Source organism: Derxia lacustris (genome assembly GCF_002105195.1).
Lineage (GTDB): Bacteria > Pseudomonadota > Gammaproteobacteria > Burkholderiales > Burkholderiaceae_E > Derxia > Derxia lacustris.
Genome location: NZ_MUHU01000011.1, coordinates 319,286 through 333,029, shown reverse-complemented (window position 1 = coordinate 333,029; position 13,744 = coordinate 319,286). Strand labels below are relative to the sequence as shown.

At 70.1% G+C, this 13,744-nt stretch carries 10 protein-coding genes; 6 read left to right on the top strand and 4 right to left on the bottom strand.

Going from position 1 to position 13,744, the window contains the following annotated elements; translation table 11 throughout:
• The 3 genes from B9P64_RS12860 to B9P64_RS12850 form a co-directional block, all read right to left on the bottom strand.
• Positions 1 to 2,731: ATP-binding protein (locus B9P64_RS12860; protein ID WP_139826302.1), on the bottom strand; the 2,731-nt coding region annotated here is incomplete at its 3' end.
• 145 nt (positions 2,732 to 2,876) lie between these two features.
• Positions 2,877 to 3,740 carry a class I SAM-dependent methyltransferase gene (locus tag B9P64_RS12855; RefSeq protein WP_085316630.1) on the bottom strand — a complete coding sequence of 288 codons (864 nt, stop codon included), beginning with the start codon at positions 3,738 to 3,740 and terminating at the stop codon, positions 2,877 to 2,879.
• A 40-nt stretch (positions 3,741 to 3,780) separates the two neighbouring features.
• The gene (locus B9P64_RS12850; protein ID WP_085316629.1) at positions 3,781 to 4,647 is read right to left on the bottom strand and encodes an amidohydrolase family protein; all 867 of its coding nucleotides are present in this window, start codon (positions 4,645 to 4,647) and stop codon (positions 3,781 to 3,783) included.
• 185 nt (positions 4,648 to 4,832) lie between these two features.
• On the opposite strand from B9P64_RS12850, the gene B9P64_RS12845 reads away from it, so the two are divergent.
• The 4 genes from B9P64_RS12845 to B9P64_RS12830 all read left to right on the top strand — a co-directional run bounded on the left by B9P64_RS12845 (position 4,833) and on the right by B9P64_RS12830 (position 10,178).
• Positions 4,833 to 5,642 carry a crotonase/enoyl-CoA hydratase family protein gene (locus B9P64_RS12845; protein WP_085316628.1) on the top strand — a complete coding sequence of 270 codons (810 nt, stop codon included), beginning with the start codon at positions 4,833 to 4,835 and terminating at the stop codon, positions 5,640 to 5,642.
• Positions 5,639 to 7,510, top strand: a complete 1,872-nt coding sequence (locus tag B9P64_RS12840; RefSeq protein ID WP_085316627.1) for a feruloyl-CoA synthase — start codon at positions 5,639 to 5,641, stop codon at positions 7,508 to 7,510. The genes B9P64_RS12845 and B9P64_RS12840 overlap by 4 nt, the downstream gene beginning before the upstream one ends.
• Positions 7,511 to 7,523: 13 nt before the next feature.
• Entirely contained in the window at positions 7,524 to 8,288 is a 765-nt protein-coding gene (locus B9P64_RS12835) for an SDR family NAD(P)-dependent oxidoreductase (RefSeq protein ID WP_085316626.1), read from the top strand.
• Positions 8,289 to 8,351: 63 nt separating this feature from the next.
• Entirely contained in the window at positions 8,352 to 10,178 is a 1,827-nt protein-coding gene (locus B9P64_RS12830) for an acyl-CoA dehydrogenase family protein (RefSeq protein WP_085316625.1), read from the top strand.
• A gap of 49 nt (positions 10,179 to 10,227) precedes the next feature.
• Here B9P64_RS12830 and B9P64_RS12825 read toward each other — a convergent pair whose 3' ends face one another.
• On the bottom strand, positions 10,228 to 10,608 hold the full coding sequence (locus tag B9P64_RS12825; protein WP_085316624.1) for a hypothetical protein: 381 nt from the start codon (positions 10,606 to 10,608) through the stop codon (positions 10,228 to 10,230).
• Positions 10,609 to 10,942: 334 nt separating this feature from the next.
• Between B9P64_RS12825 and B9P64_RS12820 the strand changes: the two genes are divergently transcribed.
• Both B9P64_RS12820 and B9P64_RS28040 read left to right on the top strand, forming a co-directional pair.
• Entirely contained in the window at positions 10,943 to 12,346 is a 1,404-nt protein-coding gene (locus B9P64_RS12820) for an AraC family transcriptional regulator (RefSeq protein WP_085316623.1), read from the top strand.
• A gap of 266 nt (positions 12,347 to 12,612) precedes the next feature.
• Positions 12,613 to 13,713, top strand: coding sequence for a methyl-accepting chemotaxis protein (locus tag B9P64_RS28040; RefSeq protein ID WP_328589866.1), 1,101 nt, complete (start codon positions 12,613 to 12,615; stop codon positions 13,711 to 13,713).
• Positions 13,714 to 13,744: the final 31 nt, after the last annotated feature.

Genomic DNA, 13,744 nt, shown 5'->3' with positions numbered 1-13,744 from the left:
GGGGGGCGTGGGGGGCTCGGGCGCCGGCGAGGTCGGCGCCGCGCTGCTTGAGTTCGCCGAGCGCCTGGAGGGTATTGGCCTCGCCGAGGCGGGCGCCGATCTGGCGGTAGAGGCCGAGGGCACGAAAATGGTGTTCGACAGATTCGTCGGTCTGGTCGACTTGAGCATGCAATGCCGCCTGCCCGGCGATGGCAGCGGCGCGCAGTTCGTTAGGAGCGGTCTCGGCATCCCAGCGGTGCCAGACCGTCGCGAGCGCCGCAAACGCGCCACCGGCCTGACCGGAATAGCGGAAGGCGAACACCACGCGCTCATGCGCCGCGCCGAGAAGCGGCACATCGCCGGCTTCCGTCGGCAGCTGTTCGAGCGCATGCAGCAGATTGGCGTAATCGGTCTGGAAGTAGTGCAGCGCGCCGGTGCTCTGTTCACTGCCAATGCTGTCGCCGATCGCCTCCCAGCGTTGCAGCAGACGCCGCCACATCGTGTGCAGCAGCCCCGCGCGCTCCGGCTCGGCCTGCGCGCGCCTCCGCCATTGCTCCCACGCGGCCAGGCGCACCGGCACCGACATGACCACCCGCCGCGCTTCACCTTCCAGCCGCACCAGATTCAGATTCAGCAGCGCCAGCAGCGCATCGCTGAGCGCGCCAAAGCCGGTGTCGGGCAGCAGGTTCTGCTCCGCGCCGGCCGGAAAGCCGCCCAGCGCCTCGAACAGCGGCCGGCTGTCCGGGTGCGCGCGCTCGGCGGCGGCCAGCGACAGTTCCAGCGAGACCAGCAGGTTCTCGTCGCGCCGCCGGGCGCGGTCTTGCGGCATGGCGGCCTGGATCGCGGCGGCACCGCGCTCGTGCAGGCGTGCGACCAGTTCGGCGACACCGGCTTCGCCATCGAGCTGGCCGGCCATGAGCACGATGGCCTGCGGCAGGCCGCCGAGCAGGTCGAGCAGCGCGGTCAGCGCCGGCGAATCGGCATCGGCCGGCGCCAGCCGGCGGCTGGCCGTGGCGATGAAGAGCGCGCGCGCCTCGGCATCGCCGAGCAGCGCGGGCTGGATGCGCCTGAGGCTTGCGCGCGTGGGATGTTCCAGGTGCTTGCGGCTGGTGACCACGCAGCGCAGTCGCGCGCTGGCGGCGGCGAGGCCGTCGAGCACGGCGGCCAGATCGCGCTGGCCGCCGTCGTCTTCGAGCAGGTCTTCGGCGTTGTCGATGACCAGCACGCCGTCAAAGCCGCGGAAGCGCGCAAACAGCTCCTCGTCCGACACGTAGTGGAGGTCTTCCGACACCAGCTGCCACAGGCTCTGCGTGAGCAGCGCGATGCCGCGCTTGTCGGTGATGTCGATGAAGACTGCGTTGCGGCCGGCCGCGCGCCTGGCATGGGCACAGGCAAGCGCCAGCGCGGTCTTGCCCAGGCCGCCTTCGCCTTCGATGACGACGATTGCGTGGTTTGCAAGCGCGTCGTCCAGCTGCCGCAGTCGGTCGGTCTGGTCGATGTAGTTGGAAGCGGCAGCCGGCAGCGTGGGCAGCCCGACCCAGCCACGGCCCGGGCCGGGCAGCGTGGCCGGTACCGGTGGCGGCGCGAACAGGTCGATACGCGGTTCGGCCGCGCGCGTGAACAGCACCGGCCGGGCCCAGGTCAGGCTGGCGGCATCGAGCCGGCCGCGCGCCTGCATCAGCGCGGTTTCGAGTTCGCCCTCGGTCTCGTTGGCGCAGGCGTCGAATAGCCCGCGCGACAGCTCGGCGATGGCGGCCGATTCAAGTGCCGAGAACGACGCAACGACGGCAAGCAGGTCGCCGTGCTCAGGATCGAGCAGGGTTTCGGCCACGCCGTTCGACAGCGGCTGTCGCGTGCCCGCGCCGTGGCAGGACCAGAGCAATGCGACATCGACCTTGCCCGCGCGCGCAGCCCGGGCGAAATCCTCGGCATCGACTTCCACGCCCAGGTCCATGGCGGGATCGGGCTGGTCGTCGTCATGGAGCAGGAGCTTTGCACCTGCACTGCTGCCGTGGCCCACCCAGACCAGCGCTGTTGGCTGCACGGTGCGCAGGGCGGTGGAAAGCCGCCGCAGCGAAGCGTGACGGACCGGTTCGACGCTGCGCAAATGCCCTGCTTCCGCGAGTTGTGTGGCGGCCGTCTCGTGGGTGATGAAATCGGCCTCCGGCAGCGCTGTGCCGCCCGGTTCGAGGCAGACGTTGGCCCAGGCCACGAGCAGGGCGGGATTTGCTCCGTTCTCACGCGGGCGGGCCGTGCGGTCATCGAAGCCGCGCACGAGGCGCACCGCGTGCCAGCCAACGCGCTGGAACAGGAAGCCGTTGGCATCGGCCAGCAGCTCGAATGGCAGCTCGAAGATGGGCGTGCCATGCCAATGCGCGGCTTGTCCACGCTTGAGCCGAATGCCGAGCCGGATGCCTCGATTCGAGTTGCGTGCATGTGCCAGCTGTTCGGCCCAGGCGTTGCCGATATCGGAGTGCGCGGGAAACAGGCAGTCGTGAAGCTGCTTGCCGTATTCGAGCGCCGCCGCCTTCAACCCGCGTTCACCGCGCCGGAACTGCTCAAGAAAGTCCGCAACATCGAGTCCGGTCGATCCGAGCCGAGCGTCAGGCGCGGGCAGCGTCACGTCGCTCATTTCGATGATCCGGTTGCCGCCACCCGAAAGCGCATTGCTCACGAATGCAGCGTCGTTCTTGGCCGAGTTGATCTTCAGATCGATCTGAAGATGCAGTGCCGATTCCCTGTCGCTCGCCATTTCCCGTCCTGTCGTCCCTTGCCGCTCCGGCGTTTCCGGAGACCGGTCGATCTTAGGAAGGATCGTCGGGCAGGACAGGGCTGTCTCGCGCGGCGCGTCGATTCCTCGGCGCGCCGTGGCCGGCAGGAAACAGGCGCTTGCCCGCTCAGCGCGGCTTGACGAACTTCAGCGTGAACCTGTCGCTCTCGCCAATCGCCGCGTACTTCGCGCGGTCGACATCGCCGAGCCGATAGGTCGGCGGCAGCGTCCACACGCCGGCGGCGTAGTCCTTGGTATCGCGCGGATTGGCGTTGACGTCGGAGCGCGCCACCAGCTTCAGCCCGGCGGCTTCGGCCAGCGCGATCGCATCGGCCTCGCGCACATAGCCCGATTTCAGCGCCGCCTCGGGCGAGGCATCGGCCGGCGCGCGATGGTCCTCGATGCCGAGCACGCCGCCCGGCTTGAGCGCGCGCGCAATCGCCGCGAAGGCGCTCGCGCCCCGGCCGGCTTCCATCCAGTTGTGCAGATTGCGAAAGCTCAGCACCGCATCGGCGCTGCCCGGCGCGACAAAGGCCGGATCGAGCGCATCGAACACCGCGACCTGCACCCGGCCGAAGCGCGCCGGATCGGCCGCCAGCCGCGCCTCGTAATTGCCGCGCGCCCGCGCCGTGTCCTCGCCCGGAAAGCTCGGCGGCGGCACGGCGGCGACATAGCGCCCGCCGCCCTCGGCCAGCCAGGGCGCGAGGATTTCGGTCCACCAGAGTGCGCCGCCGGGCCACAGCTCGACCACGGTCTGATCGGCGCGCAGGCCGAAGAAGGCGAGCGTCTCGGCCGGATGGCGCGCGTAGTCGCGGGCGCGGTTGGCCGGATTGCGCGCCGGGCTGTCGACGGCGGCGCGCAGCCCGGGCGCCGGCGCGGCAGTGTCGCCGGCAGCCGGCGGCGTGCCGGCGCAGGCGGCGATCAGCAGGGTGAACAGGCCGGCCACGGCACGCGCAAGCGGCCGGGCGGCGGGCGGGAGGAGGGGAGTCATGCGCTTCCTTTCAAGGACGGAGGCGCGGTCGCCGCCCGACTCAGCCGAGCTTGAGCAGCCGTACCGCGTTGTCCTTGAGGATCAGCGGTTTCACCTCGTCGCGAAAGCCCGCCTCGTCGAAATCCTTCATCCAGCGCTCGGGCGTGATGAGCGGGTAGTCGGAGCCGAACAGCATCCGGTCCTTCAGCAGCGTGTTGGCGTATTGCACCAGTTGTGGCGGGAAGTACTTGGGGCTCCAGCCCGACAGATCGATCCACACATTGGGCTTGTGCAGCGCCACCGACAGCGCCTCGTCCTGCCACGGCCAGGACGGGTGCGCGATCACGATCTGCATGTTCCCGAAATTCACCGCCACCTCGTCGAGATGCATCGGATTCGAGTACTCCAGCTTGAGCCCGCCGCCGCAGCGCATGCCGCTGCCGATGCCCGAATGCCCGCTGTGGAAGATCGCCGGCAGCCCGTATTCCTCGATCACCTCGTAGATCGGCCAGGCCATGCGGTCCCACGGGTGAAAGCCCTGCACCGTGGGATGGAACTTGAAGCCGCGCACGCCGTGTTCCTCGATCAGCCGGCGCGCCTCGCGGGCGCCCATCTTGCCCTTGTGCGGATCGATGCTGGCAAACGCGATCAGCACATCGGGATTGGCCTTGGCCGCCTCGGCGATCTCCTCGTTGGGGATGCGGCGCCGGCCCATCTGCGCCTCGGCATCGACGGTGAACATCACCAGCCCGATGCGGCGCTCGCGGTAGTACGCGACGGTCTCGGCAATGGTCGGCCGGCGGCTGTTGCGGAAGTACTTGTCGGCGGCGCGGTCGAATTCCTCGCCATAGCTGTCGAAGGGGTTCCAGCAGGACACCTCGGCATGCGTGTGGATGTCGATCGCGACGAGATCGTCGGGCTTGAGCATGGGCGTCTCCCTGGGCTTGGCTCTGTCAGGCTATGTAGTTATCAACAATAACAAAAACACCGATGAGTTGAGGCCTGCCATCCGGCGCATTTATCCAAGGGAAAGTACCGAGCGTGAATCCGCTTGAATTTAGTTTTAAACAATAAGCAAAATGGCATCTCCAACGACCGCCCGCGATGCCTCTCATGCTCAGCTCAGACCTGCCTCCGTCCACCGTCTTCGATGGCCTCGACCTGTTGCGCATCGACGCGACCGGCGCGGTCGCCACCGTGCGGCTCGAACGCCCGGCCAAGCGCAACGCGATCAACGACCGGCTGATCGCGCAGTTGCACACCTTCTTCATCAACCTGCCCGAGGCGGTGCGCGCAGTCGTCATCAGCGGATCGGGCGAGCATTTCTGCGCCGGGCTCGATCTGTCGGAGCTGGCCGAGCGCAGCGTGGCCGAGGGCATCCTGCATTCGCGCGGCTGGCATGCGGCCTTCGACGCGATCCAGTTCGGCCGGGTGCCGGTGATTGCCGTGCTGCACGGCGCGGTGGTCGGCGGCGGGCTTGAACTGGCCAGCGCCTGTCACATCCGCGTGGCCGAGGCGAGCACCTTCTACGGCCTGCCCGAAGGCCAGCGCGGCCTGTTCGTGGGCGGCGGCGGCTCGGCCCGCGTGCCGCGCCTGATCGGAGCCTCGCGCATGGCCGACATGATGCTGACCGGCCGGGTCTACGACGCCGCCGAGGGCGAGCGCGTGGGCCTGGCGCAATACCTGGTCGGCGACGGCGAAGGGTTGGCCAAGGCCATGCAGCTCGCGCAGCGCATCGCCGCCAATGCGCCGCTTTCCAACTTCGCGGTGATGCACGCGCTGCCGCGCATCGCCGATCTGCCGCAGGCCGACGGCCTGTTCGTCGAATCGCTCATGGCGGCCATCGCCCAGGGCGACGATGCCGCCAAGCAACGCATGCGCGCCTTCCTCGACGGCAAGGCGGGAAAGGTGAGCAAGTCATGAACGCACCGCTGAACATTCCGCCGCGTTACCGCGACACCCGCGTCGGCGGTTGTGTCGACGCGACCGTGGAAACGCGCGCCGACGGCAGCCTGGTGCTGCGCTCGACCGAGCCGCTCGGCGCCTATCCCGACCGCGTGACCGACCGGCTCGAACTCTGGGCCCAGGTGGCGCCGCATCGCACCTATGTGGCCCAGCGCGACAAGACCGGCGAATGGCGCCGCGTGACCTATGCCCAGGCGCTGGCCCAGGTGAAGGCGCTGGCGCAGGCCTTCGTCGACATGGGCCTGAGCGCCGAGCGGCCCATCGCCATCCTGTCCGACAACGACATCGAGCATCTGATCCTGGCGCTCGGCGCGCTGTGGGCCGGCGTGCCCTACACGCCGGTGTCGCCGGCCTATTCGCTGGTGTCGAAGGACTTCGGCAAGCTGCGCCATGTGCTCGGCAAGCTGACGCCGGGGCTGGTGTTTGCGTCGTCGGCCACGCCGTTTGCGGCCGCCATCGAGGCGGTGGTGCCAGCCGATGTGCAGCTGGTGTTCGGCGAGGGTGCGCTGCCCGGCCGCGCGAGCCACGGCTATGCCGAGCTGCTCGCCACGCCTTATCGCGACAGCGGCGCGGCGGCGCATGCGGCGGTCGGCCCCGACACCATCGCCAAGTTCCTGTTCACCTCGGGCTCGACCAAGGACCCGAAGGGCGTCATCAACACCCATCGCATGCTCTGCTCCAACCAGCAGATGGTGGCGCAGTCGCTCGCCTTCCTGACCGAGGAGCCGCCGGTACTCGTGGACTGGCTGCCGTGGAATCACACCTTCGGCGGCAACAAGAACGTGGGCCTGGTGCTCTACAACGGCGGCACGCTCTACATCGACGGCGGCAAGCCGACGCCGAACGGCATCGCCGAGACGCTGCGCAATCTGCGCGAGATCGCGCCGACCGTGTACTTCAACGTGCCCAAGGGCTTCGAGGAAATCGCGCATGCGATGGAGCGCGACGACGAGCTGCGCGAGCGGCTGTTCAGCCGCGTCAAGGCCTTCTTCTTTGCCGGCGCCGGACTGGCGCAGGCGGTCTGGGACAAGCTCGATGCGCTGGCCGAAAAGACCGTCGGCGAACGCATCCCGATGTACAGCGGCCTGGGCATGACCGAGACCGCGCCGTCGGCGATCTTTGCGCTGCGCAACGATGTGGCGGCCGGCCATATCGGCCTGCCGTGCCCGGGCGTGGAAGTGAAGCTGGTGCCTGTGGACGGCAAGACCGAGATCCGCTTCCGCGGCCCCAATGTGATGCCCGGCTACTGGCGCGAGCCCGAGCAGACCGCCGAGGCCTTCGACGAGGAAGGCTTCTACAAGACCGGCGACGCGGTGCAGCTGGTGGACCCGACCGACGTGAAGCGCGGCCTGCTGTTCGACGGCCGCATCGCCGAGGATTTCAAGCTCTCGACCGGCACCTTCGTGAGCGTGGGCGCGCTGCGCGCCAAGGTGCTCGCCATCGGCGCGCCGCTGGTGCAGGACTCGGTCGTCACCGGCATGAACCGCGACGACATCGGCCTGCTGATCTTTCCCCAGCTCACCGCCTGCCGCGCCCATGCCGGGCTGCCGGCCGACACGCCGGCGCCCGAGGTGCTGCATCACCCCAAGGTGCGCGAGTTCTTCCAGGACGCCGTGGACCGGCTGTGGCGCGAGGGCACGGGCAGCGCCAACCGCGTGGCGCGCGCGCATCTGATGGCCGAGCCGCCGTCGCTGGATGCGGGCGAGCTGACCGACAAGGGCTCGATCAACCAGCGCGCGGTGCTCAAGCAGCGCGCTGCGCTGGTCGAGGCGCTGTACGACGGCCGCACGGCCGATCCGTGGCTGATCCTGCCGCACCGCTTCTGAACCGGAGCCAGCAATGAATCTTCAGGGAATCGCTGCCGTCGTGACCGGCGGCGGATCGGGGCTGGGCGCCGCCACCGCGCGCGAGCTGGCCCGGCGCGGCGCGAAAGTGGCCGTGCTCGACATCAACGCCGCCGCCGCGCAGAGCGTGGCCGAGGCCATCGGCGGCATCGCCTGCGTCTGCGACATCACCTCGCCCGAAAGCGTGGAAGCGGCGCTGGCCCGGGCGAGTGCGGCCCACGGCGCGGCGCGCGTGCTGATGAACGTGGCCGGCATCGGCGGCGCCAAGCGCGTGGTGCAGCGCGACGGCAGCGCCGCGCCGCTGGAGCAGTTCCGCCGCATCGTCGAGGTGAATCTGGTCGGCAGCTACAACGTGCTGCGGCTGGCGGCGGCGGCGATGGCAAAACTCGATCCGCTCGACGACGGCGAGCGCGGCGTCATCGTCAACACCGCGTCGGCGGCAGCCTTTGACGGGCAGGTGGGGCAGGCGGCGTACTCGGCGTCGAAGGGCGGCGTGGCGGCGATGACGCTGCCGCTCGCGCGCGATCTGGCCCAGCACGGCATCCGCGTGCTGACGATTGCGCCGGGGCTGTTTCTCACGCCGCTGCTGCATGAGCTGCCCGAGGAGGTTCAGCGTTCGCTCGGCGAGTCGATCCCCTTCCCCAAGCGGCTCGGCAAGCCCGAGGAATTCGCGGCGCTCGCGGCCCACATCGCCGAGAACGCCGCGCTCAACGGCGAGGTCATCCGCATCGACGGCGCGCTGCGCCTGCCGCCGCGATGAGCGCCGCGCTCGACCGCCGCGCGGCATCGCCCCGCGCATTGCCCACCGCCGCCGGAGCCCGCCATGTGGAGCTATGAACCGCCGCTGCGCGCGATGCGCTTCGTCATCGACGAGGTGCTGGCCGCGCCGGCCGACTGGCCGCAGCTGCCGGCCCATGCCGACATGGACGCCGACACCGCCGCCGCCGTGATCGAGGAAGCCGGCAAGTTCGCGCGCGACGTGCTCGCGCCGATCAACGGCAGCGCCGACCTCGAAGGCTGCCGCTGGACGCCCGATGGCAAGGTCGCCACGCCCGCCGGCTATCGCGACGCCTGGCGCGCCTATGTCGATGCCGGCTGGCCCGCGCTCGGCTGCGCCGCCGAGGACGGCGGGCAGGGGCTGCCGCTGCTGCTCGACACCGTGCTCAACGAAATGCTCGCCGCGAGCAACCACGCCTGGACCATGTACCCGGGCCTGCTGCACGGCGCCTACGGCTGCCTGCGCGCGCACGCCAGCCCGGCGCTGCGCGAACGCTGGCTGCCCGGCATCGTCAGCGGCGAAACCCTGGCCACCATGTGCCTGACCGAGCCGCAGGCCGGCAGCGATCTGGGCCAGGTGCGCACCCGGGCCGAGCCCCAGCCCGACGGCAGTCTGCGCATCACCGGCGGCAAGATTTTCATCAGCGGCGGCGAGCACGACCTCACCGAAAACATCGTGCATCTGGTGCTGTGCCGGCTGCCCGATGCGCCGGCCGGCAGCAAGGGCCTGTCGCTGGCGCTGGTGCCCAAGATCCTCGACGACGGCAGCCGCAACGCGCTGCGCTGCGACGGCATCGAAAAGAAGATGGGCATCAAGGGCAGCGCCACCTGCGTGATGAGCTTCGAGGGCGCGACCGGCTGGCTGATCGGCGAGCCCGGTCGCGGCCTGAACGCGATGTTCGTGATGATGAATTCGGCCCGGCTGCATGTGGCGATGCAGGGCCTCGGCCATCTGGAGGCGGCGACGCAGAACGCGCTGCGCTATGCCCACGAACGGCTGCAATCCAAGGCGCGGCCGGCGCCGGCCAACGGACTTGCGGCCAGCATGACGACGGCGCCGCGCGGCAATGCGGCCGGCGCCGATCCGATCGCGCTGCATGCGCCGGTGCGCCGCATCCTCAGCCGCTTGCAGGCGCTGGTCGAGGGCCAGCGCGTGCTGGCCTATGCGACCGCGCAATGGCTCGACCGCGCCGAGCAGCATCCCGATGCAGCCGAACGCGACCGTGCGCTCGGCCATGTGGAACTGATGACGCCGCTGCTCAAGGCCATGCTCACCGGCAACGGTTTTCTCGGCGCGAGCGATGCGCTCCAGGTCTGGGGCGGCTACGGCTATGTGCATGAGTACGGCATCGAGCAGACGCTGCGCGACAGCCGCATCGCGATGATCTACGAGGGCACGAACGAGATTCAGGCGCTCGACCTGGTGCAGCGCAAGATCCTCGGCGACGAGGGCCGGCGGCTCGGCGCGCTGCTCGATGAATTCGCGCGCGAGGCCGTGGCTTGCCGCGACGCATCGGAGCGCTGCGAGCAGGGCGCGGTCGGCGCGCCGGCGCTGCGCGAATTCGCGACCGCGCTCGAGGACGCGATTGCCGGCTTCCGCGCCGGCGCGGCCGAACTGGCGACGGCGGCCCAGGCCGATCCGGGCTGGCCGGCGGCGGTGGCCGGCGATGCCCTGCATGCCTTCGGTCTGGTGGCGCTGGCCTGGGCCTGGGCGCGCAGCGCGCGCGCGGCGGCGCGGCATCCGGGCGATGGCTGGTATGCCCAGCGCATCGTCGTGGCCGGGCATGGCCGCGACTGGCTGCTGCCCGAGCTGAATCTGCGGCTGGAGCTGCTGCGCTCCTGCGGCCGCGAGCTGCCCTGGCTGGTGGCCTAGTCGTCGGCGCAGCGCCGAGGTTCTCCGCCCGGATCAGCGGCGGGTGGCGTCAGATGCCGGCGGGCGTGCCGTTGAGCCGGCCGCGCCGCACGAAGAAGCGGCGCGCGAACGCCAGCAGCTCGCCCTCGGTCGGATGATCGACCGGCTCCCAGCCGACCAGATGCGGACCGAGCTGGGGCCGGTGCTTGGCGCTGTAGTGGCGGAAATCGTTGAGCGCGGTGTGGCCGCCGGTCACCAGCACTTCGCCGATGCCGTCGAGCGCATCGCAGACGCTGCCGAAGAACTCATGCTCGCTGCGTACCTCGCCGTGGTGCTGGCGGGTGGCATGCGGATGGTCGGCGAGCTGGGCGCTCTCCATCCGCTCGGCGTCGAAACGCAGCAGCTGGGCGCTGTGATGGTCGAGGCGGACCACGCCGTGGAAGAAGGACATGAACTGCTCCTTTGGCCGGCGCGGGATGGGCCTGCTGCGGCGGGAAGTGGACCCGCGCCCGGACGGGCGACGGCGGGCGCCCGGCGCTGCGGCGGCGCTCAGGGCTTGCCTCCGCCGATGGTGGGCGCGGCGCCGGCCCGGCATCTGTGCGCTGGCAGACATAGCGCGGCGGCGCCGGCCTGCCGGTGCGCGCTTCAGCCGCCAGAACAGGCGAGTCTGTCCGGTTGACGGCCGAGCCACCGTCTACCCCAACCTTCCCGAGCGCCGGCGCACCCGGATCGCCATAATTCCGGCGCGTTAAAAAGCGGTCGGCTCCGCCATTTGCCGGAGCCGGATGAGCGCGGTCATCGCGCACGGCAAGCGGATGTCGGGATACATGGCGGGCGAACGGCACCAGAAGCACCGGGGCAATGCGGGAGTGATTGCCTCGGCTCACGAGACGCTGCACCAGGTCGAGACCGAGCTGCTCGCCGAGACCCACGGCGACGGGCTGGTCGAGCGGCTGTGCGCGACACGGCAGGTCTTTGCCGCCAACGGACTGCATGCCGAGGCTCAGCTGGCCGCAAGCTGGCTGCCGCAGGCGCTCCTTGCCGAGGGACGGGTGGGCGAGGCGCTGGTCCAGGCCAGTCGGCTGCTGGTCACCACGGCGCTGCCCGTGACGCTGCGCCTGCACGGCGGCCATCTGGCCATCCAGGACGCGGCCTTCGATGCCGCGACCGTCAAATCTCCGTCGGCCGCCGAGCTGCTCAGGCGGGTCGCGCTGCTGTGCGCCGACGGCGCTGCCACCGAGGCCGCGCTGCATGCCCGTCTGGCGTGCTGCCTGGGCGAATACCAGGCCTATCTGGTCGAGGTCGGCCGGCCCTGCACGCGCGCGGTATCGCCGCGCAATCCGACGCCGGCGCCACTCGATGCGATCCGGCCCTTCTTCGCGCGTCTGGCGGCCGAGCTGGAAGCGCACTGGCGCGATTGCGGTTCGCCACGGCCGAGCGGTCCGCGTTTTCATCTGGTGCGGGCGTTGTTTCGCGGCGTCGCCGATCCGCACCATGCGACCGGCGACGCCTTCAACATGATTCGCGCGAGCTATCCCGGACTGGCGGTCGCGCGGTCGCATCTGCTCGAAGCGCGCTGGCATGACCTGTCCGAGCGTCCGGCCCGCGCCCGCGAGCACTACCACCGCGCCTTGAACGCGGCCGAGGCCACGCGGCAGCAGCCGCTCTGCTTCGCGGCGCATTTCCACCTGTCGCATGTGTATCGACAGCTCGGCGACGCCCAGCGCGCGCTGCTGCACAAGGCGGCGTACTGCGAAATCCAGCGGCCGTGGATGGAAGCCCTGCGGCGTCAGGTGCAAGCCGATGCCCTGTGGCCCGCCGCCGCCGAGCCGCCCGACATGCCGCTCCTGCCCGCCGACGGTCCGGCGCGCGCCGAGCCGGCCTATCTGCAGCGCGCCTGCCGCCATCTCGAAGCGGATCTGTCCGCGCCGCTCGACAGCGCGGCGCTGATCCAGGCGGCCGGAGTCGGTCGACGCACGCTGGAGACCGCGTTCCGGCGCTTCCGCAACACCACGCCGGGCCGCTATCTGAGAGAGCTGCGGCTTGCCAGGGCCAACGAGCTGCTTGTAACGACCGATCTGCCGCTGCGGCTGATCCGCGAGCAGGTCGGCTATGCCAGCGCCTCGGCTTTCTCGGTCGATTACCGGCAGCGCTACGGCGTTGCACCGTCCACCTCGCGCAAGACCTGACCGATCGCGCCCGACTGCGCGCATCCGCAAACCACTGCGCGCTCACACAAGGGCGACGCGTGAGCACGCGATCAGACGGTCCGACGGCGCATTCCTCGCATGATTCCCCTCGGTGCATCGGGACCAATCTGCACCGGCAGTTTCCACAGCCGCAGTCGGCGGCGCCGGGATGCCCGTCCATGAATGCACAACTCTCCCAACTTTCAGGCTCTGCCGCGCTGCGTGCCCTGGCGTGCCAGCCAAAGCAGCTCGTGCCGCCGGTTGGCATGCTCGGCATAGCGCTGGCCGGTGAAATGCCGTCGTTGCGCTGGATCGTGGCGCTGTTGTTTCTCATGCTGAGCGGCTGGTTCATCTGGCGCGACGATGCCGCGCGTCCGGCGCCCGACCGCAGCGCGGCCGACGCCGGGTCCGCCATCGAGCGGCTGGCGCTCTGCGCCGCCGCGCTGCCCATCTGGACCCGGCTGGTGCGGCATGCCCACGCCTATGGGAGCCATGCCTTCGACGAGCTGACCATGCGCTTCGCGACCCTGTCGGAGCGGCTGCGGGAGGTGACCGGCGGCGGCCACCGGCAGGCCGGCGAAGCCATGCTGGACGCGGTACACGATGCCCAGCAGCGGCTCGACGAGCTGCTGAGCCGCCAGCAGCAGGCGCTGGCCGAACGCACCCGCCTGATGGACGGCACGATGGCCTCCGACGAATTCGTCGAGCAGCTGCGCGCCATGGCGGCGCAGGTGGGGCTGATTGCACGCCAGACCACGCTGCTATCGATCAATGCCGCCATCGAGGCGGCGCGCGCCGGCGAGCACGGACGCGGCTTTGGGGTGCTTGCCCAGGCGGTGCGCGAGCTGTCGCAGCAGTCGGGCGAGACCGGGGTGCGGATTGCCGGCGTGGTCGAGCGCTTCGCTCAATTCATGGGCGATGCGCGGCGCAGCTGCACGACGCTGGCCGAGCACGACCGCGACATGTTCAGCCAGGCCAACGAATGCGTCGCCGATGTCGTTGCGCGACTGCGCAGCGGCACCGACGAGCTGGTCGCGTCGTCCCGGGTGCTGAGCGACGAAGGGCTCGCGATCAAGGGCGAGATCGACGACACGCTGGTGTTCCTGCAATCGCAGGACCGGGTCGGCCAGATGCTCGAGCACACCCATGTCGACATGAGCCGCCTCGATCCGCTGCTCGCCGAGCGCGCGGCCGGCCGGCTTGAGATCGATGCCATGCAATGGCTTGCACGACTCAAGGCCAGCTACACCACACCCGAAGAACAGGCGGCCCACGATGGCCGCGATCCCGATCCCGGCGCTGGTCTGGCCGGCAATGCCAATCGGACCGGCGCGGCGGCGGCCGCCAGCACGGTCGACTTCTTCTGAGAGCGGAGGAATGGCGTGAGCCACAACAGAA

Coding starts and splice junctions, on each gene's coding strand:
- B9P64_RS12855 (WP_085316630.1), bottom strand. CDS start 3,740: ATGACTCCCCTCCTCCCGCCCGCCGCCCGGCCGCTTGCGCGTGCCGTG.
- B9P64_RS12850 (WP_085316629.1), bottom strand. CDS start 4,647: ATGCTCAAGCCCGACGATCTCGTCGCGATCGACATCCACACGCATGCC.
- B9P64_RS12845 (WP_085316628.1), top strand. CDS start 4,833: ATGCTCAGCTCAGACCTGCCTCCGTCCACCGTCTTCGATGGCCTCGAC.
- B9P64_RS12840 (WP_085316627.1), top strand. CDS start 5,639: ATGAACGCACCGCTGAACATTCCGCCGCGTTACCGCGACACCCGCGTC.
- B9P64_RS12835 (WP_085316626.1), top strand. CDS start 7,524: ATGAATCTTCAGGGAATCGCTGCCGTCGTGACCGGCGGCGGATCGGGG.
- B9P64_RS12830 (WP_085316625.1), top strand. CDS start 8,352: ATGTGGAGCTATGAACCGCCGCTGCGCGCGATGCGCTTCGTCATCGAC.
- B9P64_RS12825 (WP_085316624.1), bottom strand. CDS start 10,608: ATGTCCTTCTTCCACGGCGTGGTCCGCCTCGACCATCACAGCGCCCAG.
- B9P64_RS12820 (WP_085316623.1), top strand. CDS start 10,943: ATGAGCGCGGTCATCGCGCACGGCAAGCGGATGTCGGGATACATGGCG.
- B9P64_RS28040 (WP_328589866.1), top strand. CDS start 12,613: ATGCTCGGCATAGCGCTGGCCGGTGAAATGCCGTCGTTGCGCTGGATC.